Source organism: Candidatus Sodalis endolongispinus (genome assembly GCF_018777395.1).
Taxonomy (GTDB): domain Bacteria; phylum Pseudomonadota; class Gammaproteobacteria; order Enterobacterales; family Enterobacteriaceae; genus Sodalis_B; species Sodalis_B endolongispinus.
Window position 1 is genome coordinate 1946497 of sequence record NZ_JAFJYC010000001.1, and the last position, 17231, is coordinate 1963727.

Below are 17231 nucleotides of genomic sequence, written 5' to 3' on the forward strand. Positions count from 1 at the left end.
GTTTATTCGCGGAACAGCGCCTCAATGCTCAGGCACTGACCCTGCAGGATCTCCCGCAGACGACGCAACCCTTCCACCTGAATCTGACGCACGCGTTCGCGGGTCAGACCGATTTCACGGCCCACATCTTCAAGCGTCGCGGCTTCATAACCCAGCAAACCGAAACGTCTGGCCAGCACTTCACGCTGTTTGGCATTCAGCTCGAACAGCCATTTGACGATGCTTTGCTTCATGTCATCGTCCTGCGTGGTATCTTCCGGGCCGCTGTCTTTTTCATCGGACAGAATGTCCAGCAGCGCCTTCTCGGAATCACCGCCCAGCGGCGTGTCCACCGACGTGATACGCTCGTTCAAACGCAGCATAAGGCTGACGTCTTCCACGGGCTTGTCCAGCTGCTCGGCAATTTCTTCCGCGCTCGGCTCATGGTCCAGTTTATGCGACAGTTCACGCGCGGTGCGAAGATAAACGTTCAGCTCTTTGACGATATGGATAGGCAAGCGAATGGTACGGGTTTGGTTCATGATGGCCCGTTCAATCGTCTGGCGAATCCACCAGGTGGCGTAAGTAGAGAAACGGAACCCTCTTTCCGGGTCAAATTTTTCTACCGCGCGAATCAGACCGAGGTTACCTTCCTCGATTAAATCCAGTAACGCCAGTCCACGGTTACTGTAACGACGGGCAATTTTCACCACCAGACGCAGGTTACTTTCAATCATCCGGCATCGTGATGCAATATCACCCCGAAGTGCGCGCCGTGCAAAATAGACCTCTTCTTCTGCGGTCAGCAGCGGGGAATAGCCGATCTCGCCCAGATAGAGCTGCGTGGCGTCCAGAACACGCTGGCTTGCTCCCTGAGACAGCAGCTCTTCTTCGGCTAAATCATTATCAGCAGGCTCATCGACTAGCGTCTTCTCGTCAAATGTTTCATCCCCATTCTCATCGAATTCGGCCTCTTCATGTAACTCGTTAACTTTCAGCGTATTTTGGCTCATAGTGGCTCCTACCCGTGATCCCAGGACAGAACGTCGTGACATTCCGCCAATTTATCGCTGCGGAAGATAACGCAGCGGGTTTACGGATTTCCCCTTGTAACGAATTTCAAAATGCAATCTGGTTGTGCTGGTTCCGGTGCTACCCATGGTAGCGATTTTTTGCCCCGCCCTGACTTCTTGTTGTTCTCGGACCAGCATCGTATCGTTGTGGGCGTAGGCGCTCAAGTAATCATCATTGTGTTTGATGATGATAAGATTTCCGTATCCTCGCAAGGCATTGCCGGCATAAACCACTCTGCCGCTGGCGGTCGCCAAAATCGGCTGTCCTCGGGAACCGGAGATATCAACCCCTTTGTTACCGCCTTCCGCGGCGGAAAAGTTGTCAATGATCTTCCCATCCGTCGGCCAACGCCAACTGGTGATTGCCGTGCAGACAGACGCCGTGGCGGCTGGTGCCGTGCTGGGTGCTGTGACCGGCGCGGTGGTGGTAACAACGGTGCCGGTGGTAGGTAACATTTTGCCATTGGACGATGGCAACATTTTCCCTACACTCTGTTTACTTGAACTTTCAGGATAACCATTGTTTTTATTAGAATCAACTCTTGATTCTGTCAATTGTGTATTCGTGGTAGGAACGGGTGCGACCACGACGCCGGTATTGCTCTGATTGGCGTTGGACGCCAGAACGGTTCCCACCGGCGCATTGCCGGTAATCGGTACCGTTCCGTTACCTACCTGCAACGTCTGACCTACGTTCAGGCTGTAAGGTTCCGGTAGATTGTTCCGTTGCGCCAGATCCCGGTAATCGTTTCCGGTAATCCAGGCGATATAGAACAGCGTATCGCCGCGTTTTACCTGGTATGTCGCACCGGAATAGGAACCTTTATGAATATTGTCATAGCTCCTGTTGTAAACAATATTCCCTTGCGGAGAGACATTTACCTGGCCCTGCTCGCCGCCGCTGACCACGGAGCGCGGCTGACTGAGCTGTGGCGCGTGCTCGACGGTGGTGGCATTGCCGCCGCCGTAACCGCTGCCCACGCTGCTTATCGGTGCGCTGGATTCATTGTTAGCGCACCCCGCCAGCCAGATACTCGCCATGGCACAGACCGCAACGCGGCGCAACGCGCTCTTCGGGCTTCCCATGCTCAATTCTCCCCTATGGCAGCAACGCCAGTCATCATTCCAAATAGGCCAGACATTATGTGTTATACATCCTTTTATGGCTTACTGTCCCAGTAACAACAGCATTTTCAGCTATTTCTGAGATAATAATTATACTGCCGTTAATGCTAGCAACAACCGGTCGCCTGCGCCATTAAACACTTGTATAGAAATTTGAGCATCATGCCAGTTCGCCTTTCACCAATGAAACGAAGCGGACCGCTTCTACCGTCTCCACCATGAACTCCACACCTTTGCGCCGTACCCGCGTCAAATGCTGCTGTTCCTCGCCGACCGGCAACACCATTACGCCGCCCTCATCCAGTTGCGCCATCAGCGCCTGGGGAATTTCTGGCGCCGCCGCCGTGACGATAATGGCGTCAAACGGCCCGCGCGACGGCCAGCCCTGCCAGCCGTCGCCGTGGCGGGTGGAAATATTATGCAGATCGAGCAGTTTTAGCCGGCGCTTGGCCTGCCATTGCAGCTTTTTGATCCGCTCCACCGAGCAGACATGCTTCACCAGATGCGCCAGAATGGCGGTTTGATAGCCTGAGCCGGTGCCGATTTCCAACACTCTCGATGCCGGCTGCAGCGCCAGCAGTTCGGTCATTCGCGCTACGATGTAAGGTTGGGAAATGGTCTGCCCGAGGCCGATGGGCAGCGCGGTATTATCATAGGCTTTATGCTCAAAAGCCTCGTCGATAAAACGTTCGCGCGGCACCGATTCCATGGCCTGCAGCAGGCGTTCATCGCGGATGCCCTGCTGGCGCAGCTGCGCCAGCAACGTCTGCGTGCGTCCGTCTACCATGGGCCGAGCCCCTCCGTATTGTCGAGCCAGTCGCTCAGTACGGGCAGTTCGGCGGTGGCGGTCAGATCAACCTGCAGCGGCGTCAAGGAGACATAACCGCGGTTGACGGCGTCGAAATCGGTGCCGGGCCCCTCATCGAAAGAGCCGGCCGGCGGCCCGATCCACAGCATTTCCCGGCCGCGCGGATCGGTTTGGCGGATAACCTCGCTGGCGGGATGCCGGCTGTCGCAGCGGGTGACTTTGTACCCCTTGAGGGACGACAGCGGCAGGTCGGGAACATTGACGTTAAGAATTTTGCCGGTGCGCAGCGGCGTGCTGGTCAGCGCGCGCAGCAGGCGGCAAGTGACGGCGGCGGCGGTGGCGAAATGGCGGGTGCCGTTCAATGACACCGCCAGCGCCGGATAACCCAGATGGCGTCCTTCCATCGCGGCGGCGACGGTGCCGGAGTAAATAACGTCGTCGCCCAAATTCGGCCCGGCGTTGATGCCGGATACCACAATATCCGGTCCGGGACGCATCAGGGCATTGACGCCGAGATAGACGCAGTCGGTGGGGGTGCCGGAGAGGATGGTAATATCGCCATTGGGCTGGGTTTGGCTGCGCTGCGGTCGCGGTCCGGCGCCACGATCTGTACGCAAGCCAGCGTGCGTAATGCTTCCGCCAGCTGCTGAATGCCGGGCGCATGAATGCCATCATCATTGCTTAAAAGTATGCGCATAGTCTTGTTTGAGTTTATAAGAGATTCTCCCGCACCACGCCGCCCTGTGGTGAAAGGTAAAACCGGCCTAAACCGCCGCCGGTCAGGGACACCGGCGCACAATCAGGGCGGAAATAGACAGCAATAATGGCATGAAACGTCACCGTGGTGAAGCCGACAATGCAGCGGATGAGGCAAATTTAGCCACCGCGCAACGGGGGGCGGCGTAACGGCGGGCTGACCGCCGCCGTCATACTGCAGCTGAAAGGTTTCGTTTAAGCACGGGCGGGATAGTGGGCAATATCGGCGGCGGCATCCAGCAGTTCACGCACTACCGCCGTAGCATAACTGCCTGCAGGCAGGCTGAAGGAAAGCGTCAGCGTCGCGTCGTCTGGCCAATGCCAGCATAACGCCTCCGGCCGCAGCAGCAGGGCGCGGCGCGCCGGCGTCAGACGTCCGATCGCCGGCTGCGTTGCCAGACAGGCGTATTCAAACGCCGCCGCCGCTGCATGGGAACCTAACGCGCCCCCCCCCGGCAACGGCGCCGTCAGTGAAAGTTCCCCCGCCGTCAGCCGGTCGGTCAGCACCGGCAGCTCTGCCGGGCTTGCGACAAACCAGCTGCCGCGGCCGGTTAACTGCAGGGCGTCGCCGTCTAGCACGCGCGCCGGCCCTACTAATTGCGCCAGACGCTGGCTGACCACGCTATTGAACAGCGCGCTGCGGGCGGCGGAAAGTGCAAAGCTGCGCTTGCCGCGATCTTTGATGCGCAGTTCGTCATTGGCCCACCGCTGCGCCAGCGTCAAATTGTTGCCCTGATGACCAAACCGCTGATGACCGAAATAATTCGGTACGCCTTGCTGACCAAGGCGGTGCAATCGCGCCTCCACCTCCGCGCGATCGCTTATCTCACGCAGCGTCATGGTGAAAGCATTGCCCTTGAGGGTGCCAATGCGCAGCTTGCGCCGATGGCGTGCGGTGGCGAGGATCTCGCAGCCCGTAAGCTGGAAGGCAGCGAAGTCAGGACTGCTTTTCCCGGGCAGATGCAGGCAAAACCACTGCTCGGTAATGGCGTGGCGATCTTTCAGCCCGGCGTAGCTGACCGCGCGGGCGGGAATACCGGCGAAGGCCGCCAGCGCCTCGGCAACATACGGCGTGTTGCAGCCGGTTTTGCGCAACCGCACCAGCTCATGTTCGCCTTCGCCGTCGGGCTCGAAGCCAAGCTCTTCACATACCTGAAAATCCGCCGCCCCGGCTTTAATAATCCCGGTCGCTGCCGGTTTGCCTTGCAACCAGTGCAGTTGATGATAGTCCAGATCGTCGGTCATGAGGTCCTGACCAGCAGCGCTACCGCCTCGCAGGCAATGCCCTCGCCGCGGCCGGTAAAGCCTAACTGTTCGGTGGTGGTGGCCTTGACGTTGACATCATCCACGTGGCAGCCGAGATCTTCGGCGATATTCACGCGCATCTGCGGAATATGCGGCGCCATCTTTGGCGCCTGGGCGATAAGGGTGATATCCAAATTGCCCAGACGGTACCCCTTGGCCGCAATCCGCCGCCAGGCTTCGCGTAACAGCGCGCGGCTGTCGGCCCCTTTGAAGGCCGGATCGGTATCCGGGAACAATTTGCCGATATCACCCAGCGCGGCGGCACCCAGCAGGGCTTCGGTGGCGGCGTGCAGCGCGACGTCGCCATCGGAATGTGCCAGCAGGCCCTGCGGATAAGGGATACGCACGCCGCCGATGATAAGCGGGCCGTCACCGCCAAACTTGTGCACGTCGAAACCGTGTCCGATACGCATTTACGCGCTCTCCGTAGTAGCCAATTGAGAAAAAAAGAAGCGGGCCAGCGCCAAATCCTCCGGGCGGGTCACTTTAATGTTGTCCGCGCGCCCCGGTACCAGCAGCGGCGCATAACCGCAATACTCCAGCGCCGAGGCCTCATCGTTAACGGCCGCGCCTTCCGCCAGCGCCCGCTCAAGGCAGGTTATCAGCAGGTCGCGCGCGAACAGCTGCGGCGTCAATGCGTGCCACAAACCCTCGCGCTCGACGGTGGTGGCGACAATGCCCGCGCCGGCGTGGGCGCGTTTCATGGTGTCGCGCACCGGCGTCGCCAGGAGCCCGCCCACCTCGGTATGGGCCGTTATCGCCAGCAGGCGGCACAGATCGTCCTGGTGCAGGCAGGGGCGCGCGGCATCGTGTACCAGCACCCATGATGCCGACCGCGTGCGGCGCAGCGCGGCCATGACCGAGTCGGCGCGCGCCATGCCGCCGGTGACGACACGCACCAGCGGGTCGGCGGCGACCGGTAACTGGTGGTACCAGCGGTCGTCCGGGCTTATCGCCACCACGGCCTCGCGAACGCAGGGATGACGCAGCAGCGCATCAAGGGCGTGCTCCAGCAGCGTTTTATCACCGATGGTGAGATATTGTTTGGGCAAGGGGGTCTGCATGCGGCTGCCAATTCCGGCCGCCGGCAGTATGGCGATAACGTCAGGGAACTGCCCTGCTATTGAGGTCATTATTGGTTGTCTTGGTTCGCGGGCGCCGCCGGCTGCCGTTTCGCCTGCTCCGGCACCAGGCGATAGAAGGTCTCTCCCGGCTTTATCATGCCAAGCTCGTTGCGTGATCGTTCCTCGATGGCTTCCTGGCCGCCGTTCAAATCATCAATTTCCGCAAACAGCTGATCGTTGCGCGCTTTGAGCTGCGCATTATTGCTTTGTTGCGCCGCAACATCGCTCTCGACGCGCACCAAATCGTGCACGCCGTTTTTACCCAGCCAAAGCGAATATTGCAGCCAGCCAAGCAATATTATTAACAGCAGCGTAAGTTTTCCCATCCCGCCCCCTGAATGACGGCATAATCATCCCATAACTTGCGACCGGACTCCACTCCAGCCGGCAAATACCGCGGCGTTTGCGCCAAAAACTGGCGGTTCAGGGGCTTTTTTACCGATTTTTTTACGCTTTGTTACCGGACGAGTGGCCGCACAGGCCGTTACCAACCGGAAAGTAAAGTGAACACCAGCCAGAACAGGCTGAACACCGACAGACCGGTGGCCAGCACCAACAGGCAGACCCTGCCGCCAAGCGGTACACTATAGATGACGCCCAACAGCACGCACACCGGCAGCAGCGCCAGAAAAAACGGCCAGGTATAGAGCAAGAAAAACAGGGCGTTGGCACCAAATTGCAGGATTGGCACGGCAAAATCCAGCCAGTAAAAAACAAAGCCGGCGATACCACCCCACAGGGCATAAGGCGGCTCATCCCGGCGAAGCGTACGGTCAGGGGCGAGGCTGAATTTGAGGGGAATAGCGCGTTTTATCTCGGTAACGTTCGGCATCAAGACCTGTCTCTGGCTGGTGATCGCCGGCGAAGGTCACCCATTCGCCGGCAGCGCATTCAGATGTTGATAATAACGCGCTCATCCAGCAGATCTAATAAACGACCGGTCAAATTTGTTACCAATTGTTCGCCGTCCAGATGCAGATCCGGCCGCTGCGGCGCCTCATAAACCGCGTCGATGCCGGTGAAATTACGCAGCTCGCCGGCGCGGGCTTTTTGATACAGTCCCTTAGGGTCGCGCGCCTCGCAAACGGCTAACGGCGTATCGACAAACACTTCAATAAAGCGGCCGGCGGGCAGCATATCGCGTACCAGCTGCCGCTCGGCGCGGTGGGGTGAAATAAAGGCGGTTAATACAATAAGACCGGCGTCGACCATCAGCCGCGCCACCTCGCCTACGCGGCGAATATTTTCGCGCCGATCGTCATCGCTAAAGCCCAGATCGCGGTACAAACCGTTGCGGACGTTGTCGCCATCCAGCAAATAGGTGCTGATGCCCCGCTGATGCAACACCTGCTCCAGCGCGCCGGCGAGGGTCGATTTGCCCGAGCCGGACAGACCGGTAAACCACAGCACCACCGCCCCCTGATGCTTATGCAGCGCCTCGCGGTCCTGGCGGGTCACCGGATGCGAATGCCAAACCACATTGTCGTCGACAGGACGCCCTGCGTCGGCGGTCATTATTTGCCACCCAGCAAGTCGCGCGCCCCAGTGCGGGAAATGACGGCGTACCAGCGCGTTAAGCGCCAGCTCAAATTCGCCGTAGGCGCCCGGATCGCGATAAACGTCCTCTAACGGCTGGCGCACCATGCCGGCGCCGACGGTGACATTACTCAACCTGTCGATGAAAATCATGCCGCCAGTGGTCGGATTATCGGCATACTTATCCAAAATCATCGGCTCGTCGAACGCCAGCTCCACCAGACCGATACCGTTAAGCGGCAGGCTGTCAGCCACGCGCTGGGTCAGGGTGTTGATATCCACCTGATACTGAATGTTGTCCACCCGCGCGCGGGTTTTCTTGCCGGCAATCTTGATATCGAAACTCTGGCCCGCCACCAGCGGTTTCTCGGTCATCCACACCACATCGACCTGGGCGTTTTGCACCGCCGTCAGCGTCTCGCCGGCGTCTACCAGCAAATCGCCGCGGCTAATATCTACCTCGTCCGCCAGGACCATGGGCACCGCTTCGCCAGCCCAGGCCTCCGTCAGATCGCCATCGAAGGTCACGATGCGACTTAGGGTGGAGGTGACGCCCGACGGCAGCACTTTCACCGCCTGCCACACGCGCAGTACCCCCGCCGCCACGGTGCCGGCGTAGCCGCGAAAATCCAGATTGGGGCGGTTGACGTATTGCACCGGAAAACGCGCCGGCTGCTGCTCGTTAAGATTGATAACCTCCACCGTTTCCAGCACGTCCAGCAGCGTCGGGCCGGTGTACCAAGGCATTGAGGTTGCCAGCGCGGCAACGTTAGCGCCCTCCAGCGCCGACAGCGGGACGAAGGTAATGTCCAGATCGACCGGTAGTTGCTCGGCAAAACGCAGATAATCCTGGCGAATGCCCTGGAAGATTTGCTCATCAAACGTCACCAGATCCATTTTGTTCACCGCCACCACCAGATGGCGGATGCCCAACAGGGTACTGATAAAGCTGTGGCGCCGGGTCTGATCCAGCACGCCTTTGCGCGCATCAATAAGCAAAATGGCCACATCACAGGTCGAGGCGCCGGTCGCCATATTGCGGGTGTACTGTTCATGCCCCGTGGTATCGGCGATAATAAATTTACGCTTTTCGGTGGAGAAATAGCGATAAGCGACATCAATTGTGATGCCCTGCTCGCGTTCGGCCTGCAAGCCATCCACCAGCAGCGCCAAATCGAGTTTGTCGCCCTGGGTACCCAGGCGCTTGCTGTCGGTATGCAGCGTTGACAGTTGATCCTCGTAGATTTGCCGGGTGTCGTGCAGCAGGCGACCAATCAGCGTGCTTTTGCCGTCATCGACGCTGCCGCAGGTCAAAAAACGCAGCAGGCTTTTATGCTGCTGGGCGTGCAGGTACGCTTCTACCCCGCCTTGCTCGGCGATCTGTTGGGCTATGGCATTGTTCATGTCGATGGCTCCTTAAAAATAACCCTGACGCTTTTTCATTTCCATCGACCCGGACTGATCGCGATCGATAACCCGGCCCTGACGCTCGCTGGTGGTGGATACCAGCATCTCCTCGATAATCTCGGGCAGGGTCTGCGCGTCGGAGGCCACCGCGCCGGTCAGCGGCCAACAACCGAGCGTGCGAAAGCGCACCATACGTTGTTCGATAACTTCACCTGGCTGCAGGTCGATACGGTCGTCGTCCACCATCATCAGCATCCCGTCGCGTTCCAGCACGGGGCGCTTCTTGGCCAGATACAGCGGGACGATTTCGATGTTTTCTAAAAAGATGTATTGCCAAATATCGAGCTCGGTCCAGTTGGAGAGCGGGAAAACGCGAATGCTTTCCCCTTTGTTAATTTGGCCGTTGTAGTTGTGCCACAGCTCCGGGCGCCGCCAAAGGCGGCATCGAAGCCGTATTGATTCAGCGCCTGTTTCAGGCCCTCGGTTTTCATGATATCGGTGTGCTTGGCGCTGCCGTGGACAAAAGGATTGATGCCCATCGCCACCCCTTCCGGGTTTTTATGCACCAGCAGCTCGAAACCGTAGGCCTTGGCGGTGTGATCGCGGAACGCATACATTTCGCGGAATTTCCAGCCGGTATCCACATGCAGCAGCGGAAACGGCAGCTTGCCGGGATGAAAGGCTTTACGCGCCAGATGCAGCATCACGGACGAGTCTTTGCCGATGGAGTACATCATCACCGGATTGCTGAATTCGGCAGCCACCTCACGGATAATATGGATACTCTCAGCCTCCAGCTGCCGAAGATGGGTAAAACGTTGTTGATCCATAAATGACATCCTTACGCCAGATTGACCACCGACGCGCGCTTTTGCGCCGCCGGGTTTTGCTGACCAAACCAATTGATTTCATGATGAAGGGCGACCACTTCGCCAATCACCACCAATGCGGGAGTGGGCGCCTTTTGCGCCAGTTGATCCAGCGCCTCCAGCGTCCCCGTCTGCACGTACTGGTCGCTGCAGGTCCCGCGGCTTATCACCGCCGCCGGCGTTTGTGCCGATCGGCCATGGCGAATCAGCTGGCTGCTGATTTCCGCCGCCTTGACTACCCCCATGTAAATAGCCAGCGTCTGGCGCCCGCGCGCCAGCGCCTGCCAATCCATGGCATCGGCGCCGTCGCGCAGATGTCCGGTGATAAAAGTAATGCTCTGGGCATGTTCGCGATGGGTCAACGGAATGCCGGCATAGGCGGTGGCGCCCGCGGCGGCGGTGATGCCGGGCACCACATGAAAGGGTATGCCCGCCGCCGCCACGGCTTGCAGCTCTTCGCCGCCGCGGCCGAAAATAAAGGGATCGCCCCCTTTAAGCCGCACCACCTTTTTGCCCTGCTGCGCTAGCGTCACCAACAGGCGATTGATCTCCTGCTGCGGCATCGAGTGCTCGCCGGCGCGCTTGCCCGCGCAAATCCGCTCCGCATCGCGGCGCACCAGTTCGAGAACTTCCGGGCTTACCAGATAGTCATACAGCACCACATCCGCCTGCTGCATAAGCTACAGCCCGCGCAGCGTCAATAGCCCGCTGTCGCCGGGGCCGGCGCCGACCAGCGCCACCTAGCCGCCCTGTTCCGGTCCGGCGTTCAGGGCCTGATCCAGCCGTCCCTGCGCCACCAGACTGGCGAAGCGGCCGTTAAGGGCTTTTTCCCAGAAACGGCGGCGGCCGGACATACTGCTGAGTCGTTGCTTTACCCGGCCGCGCCAGGCGCCCGCCATGGCCGCCATCGGACCGAGAAAGGTCGGCAGCATCGATTCCAGTTTCTCGCACAGGATGCGTGCGAGCACCGGCGCCGTACCGCCGGAGGAAATGGCCACCATAATGGGCGCGCGATCGATAATCGAAGGAAAGATAAATGAGCAGTACGGCTGGTCGTCCACCACATTGGCCAGCAAATGGCGCTGTTCGGCGCACTGGGAAACCCGCGCATTCAGCGCCGCGTCATCGGTGTCGGCGATCACCAGGAAAACGTCGTCCAACATGGTCGGTTCAAACGATTCACCTAACCAGGACAGGCCGCCGGCCAGGTGGATTTCCTTGAGCACCGGGCATAACGTCCGCGCCGCCACCCTGATTTGCGCGCCGGCGCGCATCAACAGCTGTATTTTGCGCGCGGCTACCTCGCCACCCACCGCCAACCACCAGTACTGGACGTCGCCTGAGATCGGCAAATAGCGGTAAATATTCCACAGCAACCTTTCTGTTCGTGTTTAGCAATATAATGACTATACGTCGACCATTTCTGGTATATGAAATTCTTAATTGGAATTTCATTTACCTTTATGGAATAACGACACCATTGACTTTCCAGCGAAGCGGGATTGTTTTGCCGCCGTCGCCGCCCCATACTATAGCCGACAGTTGCGCGTCCTAATATTGAGGCCGTTCCGGTAAACAAGGACTTTCCGTTATGCGTTACCCCGCTTGCCTGCGTATTGCGCTCTGGCTGTTCGTCAGCGCCGGGCTGACGCCGGCCGCCCAGGCCGCCTCTGCTCTTTCTCCCGAACGCTATGCCCAAGAGCAAACCCGCACTATCGCCACCTATTTCCCGGGCGCATGGCGGGTAGTCCTGCGGAGCTGCTGGCCGCCGAGCACCTACAGCTTCAGTTTCGCGCGCTGGGATATCAAAGCGATTTACGCGCTTTCAATACCCGCTATCGCTATGGCGCGCCGGGACAGAAAGTGGACTGGCGTCGTATCACCGCCAGTTCTACCATCGCCGCCAAAGCCGGCCAGACCGGGCAAGGGGAAATTCTGATTATCGCCCACCTCGACACCTACCTGCCGCGCGCCGATCGCGACCTGAACCACAATCTTGGCGGATTGACGCTGCAAGGGGTGGACGACAATGCCGCCGGTCTCGGCGTCATGCTGGCGCTGGCGCCCGATCTGGCGGGCAGCCAGGACTACCTTGATCGCATGTCGCCGCAGGAGAAACAGCAGACGCGGCTGGTAGTGGATCTGCAGTAGCTCATCGCCGGCGAAAAGCTGCGTGTCGATTATCAGCTGCCGGCAGGCGCGAACGCGCTCTTGCCGCAGATTGACGCCTTGCGCGCGCAGGCCAGCCGCGCCGGGATACCGCTGCTGTTCCATCAGGGGCTTCGCGCGGGTCAAGTGTGCCCGTCGCTATTGCTGCCGTTCGCCCGCGCCGGGCTGCCGGTGCTGGATATCACCTCCGGCGTTGCCGGCGACAGTTGCCTGCAGCGGAAAGTCAGCGCCCACGTCCCTCAGGGAACGGTGCGTTACCAAAGCCAGCGCGATAACCTATTGTGGCTCGAGAGTCACTTGCACGGGCAGCTGGCACGGCGCACACGCGACAGTCTTAGCCTGCTACGGCCGCTGCTGCGCGAACTCACCGGCGCGCAGGTGAAGGCCGCGGCGAAAAGCAGCCGCGACGACAGGCACCCGCTCTGCCGCGGGTAAGGCTTAAAGGCCCTTCCCTTCCCGACCCGGACAGCTCGAAGAAAGCGCTCTACGGCGCCGGCAGACAATTTGCCGGGGCAGCTTCCCGATCCGGGCAGCTCGTAGAAAGCGCCCTCCGGCACCGGAGGATGATTTGCCGAGGCAGCTTCCTGACCCGGGCAGCTCGTAGAAAGCGGCCTCCGGCGCCGGCAAACTATCTGCACGTGCCGCCGACGGGGTCTCCCTATCTCCCCCCTGAACGGGCTAAACCTTAGCCTTCATGCAACCCGCATTCGCGTTTCAACCCGAAGAAGCGCGTCTCTTCTTCGCTCATGCCGGGCTACCACTTGCGCGTCGTATGGGTGTCACCCACCGACAGGTATCCCTGTTCCTACAAGGGATGATAGCCGAGGCCGTGGCGGGTGAGATATTGGTATACCTGCCGGTTATCCCAGTCGATAATGGGCAGCAACTTGAAGACGCCACGCTGGATCGCCAGCACCGGCAGGTGGGCGCGGCTGCCGGACTGCTCGCGCCGCAGACCCGCAAACCAGGTCCCAGCGTCGCCAGCGCGCGATTCATCGGCTCCACCTTGTTGAGCTGGTTATAGCGTTCGATCCCCTCAACACCCTGCTCCCACAGTTTGCCGTAGCGCGCTTCTTGCCAGGCCGGCGAGGTTCGTGGCGCGATAGATTTGCAGGTTCAGCCCCAGCGTCTCCGTCAGCTCATCGATAAAGCGATAGGTTTCCGGGAACAGATAGCCGGTGTCGGTCAGAATAACCGGAATATCCGGACGCTGGCGCGTCACCAAATGCAGGCTGACCGCGGCCTGAATGCCAGAGCTCGATGACAGTACCGCCTGCTCCGTCAGATGTTCCAGCGCCCAGGCGACCCGCTGTTCCGCCGTCTGGCTTTACAACTGCTGGTTCACCGTTGCCAGCGCCGCCGTTTGCTGCGCTTTGTCCAGCGCATTCAATTCGCCGAGATCCCAATCGCTCATGCCATTCTCTCCGCTTAATCGTAAAAGTCGCGCACCGAATCCACCACCGGGCGCACTATCCCGGCCCGCACCACATAATCGCCGTAGGACTCCTGCGGCTGACGCTCACGCGCCCAGCGGCCCGCGGTGTCATCGATGATGCACAGGATTTCGTCTTCGGTGATATTTTCCCGGTACATGCGCGGGATCCGGGTACCGATGCGATCGCCGCCCAAATACAAGTTATAGCGGCCGATGGCTTTCCACACCAGCCCGATTTCCGCCAGCATCGCGCGGCCGCACCCGTTCGGGCAGCCGGTCACGCGCAGGATAATCTCGTCCTCCCCCAACCCGTGTCCCGACATGATGGTTTCCACCTTGCTGACAAACTGCGGCAGGAAGCGTTCTGCTTCGGCCATCGCCAGCGGACAGGTGGGAAACGCCACGCAGGCCATGGACGCTTTGCGTTGGGGGGTGACCTCATCGTTAATCAGCCCGTGCCGACGCGCCAGCGCCTCAATCGCCGCTTTGTCCTTCTTGTCGACGCCGGCAATAATCAGGTTCTGATTGGCGGTCAGGCGGAAGTCTCCTTTATGCCTGCGGGCAATTTCCGCCAGGCCGGTTTTCAGCGTGCGATCCGGGTAATCGAGGATACGGCCGTTTTCGATAAATAGCGTCAGGTGCCATTGGTTATCAATTCCCTTAACCCAGCCGAAGCGATCGCCGCGTTCGGTAGAGGCGTAGGGCCGGATAGGGGAAAATTGTACCCCCGCGCGCACCTCCACCTCTTCCCGGAACGCGCCGACGCCTTCGCGCTCCAGGGTATATTTGGTCTTGGCGTTCTTGCGATTGGAGCGATTACCCCAATCACGTTGCGTGGTGACCACCGCTTCGGCGATTTTTAACGTGTCGTCCAAAGCGATAAAACCAAATTCGCTGGCCTTGCGCGGATAGGTGCTCTTATCGCCGTGGGTCATCGCCAGGCCGCCACCCACCAGCACGTTAAAACCGACCAATTGACCGTTGTCGCTGATAGTAACAAAATTAAGATCGTTGGCGTGCAGATCCACGTCATTGAGCGGCGGCACCACCACGGTGGTTTTAAACTTACGCGGCAGATAGGTCGGCCCCAGGATCAGCTCTTGGTCGGTGGTTTCGGTCTTTTCCCCGTCCAGCCAGATTTCCGCGTAGGCGCGGGTTTTCGGCAGCAGATGTTCGGAGATTTTTTTCGCCCATTCCCAGGCCTGTCGGTGTAGCACCGATTCCACCGGATTGGATGTGCACAGGACATTGCGGTTGACGTCGCCGGCGGTGGCGATAGAGTCCAACCCCAGACGGTGCAGCAATTGATGCATCCCTTTCAACTTCGGCTTCAGTACGCCGTGAAACTGGAAGGTTTGCCGGGTGGTCAGACGGATACTGCCGTAAAGGGTATGCTCGGCGGCGAAGGCGTCGATGCCCAGCCACTGTTGCGGCGTGATCACCCCGCCCGGAAGGCGGCAGCGCAGCATCATGTTGATAAGCGGCTCCAGCTTCTCCTCGGCGCGTTCGGCGCGCAGATCGCGATCGTCTTGCTGGTACATGTCATGAAAGCGGATCAACTGGAAATTATCGCCATTGAAGCCGCCGGTCAGCCCGTCCTGCAAATCTTGCGCGATGGTGCCGCGCAGAAGACGGCTTTCGCCTTTTAACCGCTCATTGTCGGAAAATTTGGCTTTCGGTTGTTGTTCGCTCATCAATAGACATCTCGCTGATAACGGCGCTCAATGCGCAGCTCACTTAAAAATTCGTCCGCCTGCTCAAGGTCCATGGCGCCATGCTCGGCCACCACCGCCTGCTCGACATCACGGGCCATACGGTTGGCGTCGCCGCAGACATAAATATGCGCGCCTTGCTGGATCCAGCGCCACACTTCGGCGCCCTGCTCGCGCACTCTATCCTGCACATAGATCTTTTCCACCTGATCGCGCGACCAGGCAAGACTGATTTTGGTCAGCAGCCCTTCTTTGACATACCGCTGCCATTCCACCTGATAAAGAAAATCATCGGTGAAATGGGGGTTACCGAAAAACAGCCAGTTCTGGCCCGGGGCGCCATCGGCCTCGCGCTGCTGCAAAAAAGCGCGGAAAGGCGCAATCCCGGTGCCCGGCCCTATCATAATCACCGGTGTATTGGGATCGCCCGGCAAACGGAAGTTATCGTTATGCTCGGTAAACACCCGCAACGCATCGTCTTCCCCCAGCCGGTCAGCCAAAAAGCCGCTGGCGACGCCGGTCCGCGGCCGGCCATCGATCTCGTAACGCACCACGCCGACCGTGATATGCACTTCCTCGCCAACCACCGCCTGCGACGACGCGATGGAATACAAACGCGGCGTCAGCGGACGTAGCAGGGACAGCAACTGCTCGGCGCGCAGCTCGATGGGCGCATGGCGCACCATGTCGACAATCGGCGTCGCCAGCGCTAACTGTTGCAATTGCGCTTTGTCCGCCGCCACGGCCAACAACGCCTCATCCCGGGCGAGGGCGGTATAGCCCGCCACAATGGCCGGGGTGTTTTGCGTCAACTCGTAATGCTGTTGCAACGCCTCGGCAAGGGTGAGCGTCTGACCGGCCACCTCGACCGGCTCGTCGCCTTTAAGCCACAAAAGCGCCAGCAATTCGCCAATCAGCGCCGGATCGTTTTCATACCATACCCCCATCGCATCGCCCGGCTGATAACGCAGGCCGGAATCGGTTAGGTCAATCTCCAAATGGCGCACATCTTTGAGCGACTGACGGCTGGTGATCTTCTGGCTTACCGCCAGATGGGCGGTGAGCGGCGCCTCTTTGGTGTAAGGGCTGGAATCCACCTCGTTAACGTTACCGCTGGCCGCCAGATGCTGCTGCGCCGGGCTGGCGACGGCCACCCGGGCCTTCAATTGTTCGACGATGCCGGCACGCCAGGCCTCGGCCTGCGCCTGATAATCCACATCGGCATCCACGCGCTCATACAGGCGCTGCGCTCCCAGCTCCGCGAGCCGGATGTCGAAATCTTTGCCGGTTTTGGCAAAATGCTCATAGGAGCTGTCGCCGAGGCCGAAGACCGCGAATTGCATCGACGGTAGTGCGGGCGCTTTCTTGGAAAATAAATACTTATATAATGCGACCGCCTCTTCCGGTGGATCGCCCTCGCCTTGGGTGGAGGTCACTACCAGTAGCAATTTTTCCTGCGCGATCTGCTTGAATTTGTAGTCACCAGCGTTAATCAGCACCACATCAAGCCGGGCGGCGATAAGATCATCGCGCAGTTGCTCCGCCAACCGGCGTGCGTTACCGGTCTGGGAGGCACAAAGCAGCGTAATGGGTGCCGCTGCGGCGGCGCTTTGCGACGGCGGCGGCACGGCGGTGGCGGGCTGACCTTCCGCCACCCGCCCCCAGAAGTAACCCGAAATCCAGGCCAGCTGCAGGGGAGATAAATCACCGTTCGCTGTCTGTAAGCGATCCAGCTGCTCCGCGCTTAGCGGCAGCACTGTGGTTGGGGGGACCTGTTTCGTCATGGGGGTAGGCAGTTCCTTGTGCCGGCACGCCCGGCCGGGCCAAAAAGATCATTAGAGTTTGTAAGGTTAACCACTCACCCGTCCACAATAAAGGATGCGATATGAATAATAAATAACTAAACATCATAAGGTATAGATAAGGTTAAACT

The 17231-nt window shown here is 59.5% G+C and carries 13 protein-coding genes and 5 pseudogenes; 2 read left to right on the forward strand and 16 right to left on the reverse strand.

Translation table 11 applies throughout. The features are described 5' to 3' along the window. Positions 1-2 precede the first annotated feature (2 nt). The 13 genes and pseudogenes from rpoS to cysG form a co-directional block, all read right to left on the reverse strand. Complete coding sequence (gene rpoS / locus JZM24_RS09515; RefSeq protein WP_215669469.1) at positions 3-992, reverse strand: RNA polymerase sigma factor RpoS; 990 nt, start codon at positions 990-992, stop codon at positions 3-5. 51 nt (positions 993-1043) lie between these two features. Further along, positions 1044-2138 carry a murein hydrolase activator NlpD gene (gene nlpD / locus JZM24_RS09520; RefSeq protein ID WP_215669470.1) on the reverse strand — a complete coding sequence of 365 codons (1095 nt, stop codon included), beginning with the start codon at positions 2136-2138 and terminating at the stop codon, positions 1044-1046. A 199-nt stretch (positions 2139-2337) separates the two neighbouring features. Next, complete coding sequence (locus JZM24_RS09525; protein ID WP_215669471.1) at positions 2338-2964, reverse strand: protein-L-isoaspartate(D-aspartate) O-methyltransferase; 627 nt, start codon at positions 2962-2964, stop codon at positions 2338-2340. Next, positions 2958-3682 (reverse strand): annotated as a pseudogene (gene surE, locus JZM24_RS09530) (5'/3'-nucleotidase SurE). The gene JZM24_RS09525 and the pseudogene surE overlap by 7 nt, the downstream one beginning before the upstream one ends. 254 nt (positions 3683-3936) lie before the next feature. After that, a complete protein-coding gene (gene truD, locus JZM24_RS09535) occupies positions 3937-4974 on the reverse strand; it encodes a tRNA pseudouridine(13) synthase TruD (RefSeq protein WP_215670087.1) in 1038 nt (345 codons plus the stop codon). An 8-nt stretch (positions 4975-4982) separates the two neighbouring features. Continuing rightward, the gene (gene ispF, locus JZM24_RS09540) at positions 4983-5459 is read right to left on the reverse strand and encodes a 2-C-methyl-D-erythritol 2,4-cyclodiphosphate synthase (RefSeq protein WP_215669472.1); all 477 of its coding nucleotides are present in this window, start codon (positions 5457-5459) and stop codon (positions 4983-4985) included. Continuing rightward, positions 5460-6179, reverse strand: a complete 720-nt coding sequence (gene ispD / locus JZM24_RS09545) for a 2-C-methyl-D-erythritol 4-phosphate cytidylyltransferase (RefSeq protein ID WP_215669473.1) — start codon at positions 6177-6179, stop codon at positions 5460-5462. Further along, positions 6179-6496, reverse strand: a complete 318-nt coding sequence (ftsB, locus tag JZM24_RS09550) for a cell division protein FtsB (protein WP_215669474.1) — start codon at positions 6494-6496, stop codon at positions 6179-6181. Before ftsB ends, ispD begins: the two co-directional genes overlap by 1 nt. 158 nt (positions 6497-6654) lie before the next feature. Next, a complete protein-coding gene (locus JZM24_RS09555) occupies positions 6655-7002 on the reverse strand; it encodes a DUF3561 family protein (protein ID WP_220098837.1) in 348 nt (115 codons plus the stop codon). Between the two features lie 59 nt (positions 7003-7061). Continuing rightward, positions 7062-7685 carry an adenylyl-sulfate kinase gene (cysC, locus tag JZM24_RS09560; protein WP_215670091.1) on the reverse strand — a complete coding sequence of 208 codons (624 nt, stop codon included), beginning with the start codon at positions 7683-7685 and terminating at the stop codon, positions 7062-7064. Continuing rightward, positions 7685-9110 (reverse strand): annotated as a pseudogene (gene cysN / locus JZM24_RS09565) (sulfate adenylyltransferase subunit CysN). The gene cysC and the pseudogene cysN overlap by 1 nt, the downstream one beginning before the upstream one ends. Before the next feature lie 12 nt (positions 9111-9122). Further along, positions 9123-9952 (reverse strand): annotated as a pseudogene (cysD, locus tag JZM24_RS09570) (sulfate adenylyltransferase subunit CysD). 2 nt (positions 9953-9954) lie between these two features. Next, positions 9955-11353: pseudogene (gene cysG / locus JZM24_RS09575) on the reverse strand (siroheme synthase CysG). Between the two features lie 366 nt (positions 11354-11719). Between cysG and JZM24_RS18585 the strand changes: the two are divergent. Continuing rightward, entirely contained in the window at positions 11720-12133 is a 414-nt protein-coding gene (locus tag JZM24_RS18585; RefSeq protein WP_246579928.1) for a M28 family peptidase, read from the forward strand. A gap of 60 nt (positions 12134-12193) precedes the next feature. Continuing rightward, the gene (locus tag JZM24_RS18590; protein WP_246579929.1) at positions 12194-12586 is read left to right on the forward strand and encodes a hypothetical protein; all 393 of its coding nucleotides are present in this window, start codon (positions 12194-12196) and stop codon (positions 12584-12586) included. Positions 12587-12836: 250 nt separating this feature from the next. On the opposite strand, the pseudogene JZM24_RS19990 reads toward JZM24_RS18590, so the two are convergent. The 3 genes and pseudogenes from JZM24_RS19990 to cysJ all read right to left on the reverse strand — a co-directional run bounded on the left by JZM24_RS19990 (position 12837) and on the right by cysJ (position 17082). After that, positions 12837-13565, reverse strand: a pseudogene (locus JZM24_RS19990) (phosphoadenylyl-sulfate reductase). Positions 13566-13579: 14 nt separating this feature from the next. Further along, positions 13580-15280 carry an assimilatory sulfite reductase (NADPH) hemoprotein subunit gene (gene cysI / locus JZM24_RS09590; RefSeq protein ID WP_215669475.1) on the reverse strand — a complete coding sequence of 567 codons (1701 nt, stop codon included), beginning with the start codon at positions 15278-15280 and terminating at the stop codon, positions 13580-13582. Then, positions 15280-17082: an NADPH-dependent assimilatory sulfite reductase flavoprotein subunit gene (gene cysJ / locus JZM24_RS09595; protein ID WP_215669476.1), complete on the reverse strand. Its 1803-nt coding sequence runs from the start codon at positions 17080-17082 to the stop codon at positions 15280-15282. Before cysJ ends, cysI begins: the two co-directional genes overlap by 1 nt. Between the last annotated feature and the right edge of the window lie 149 nt (positions 17083-17231).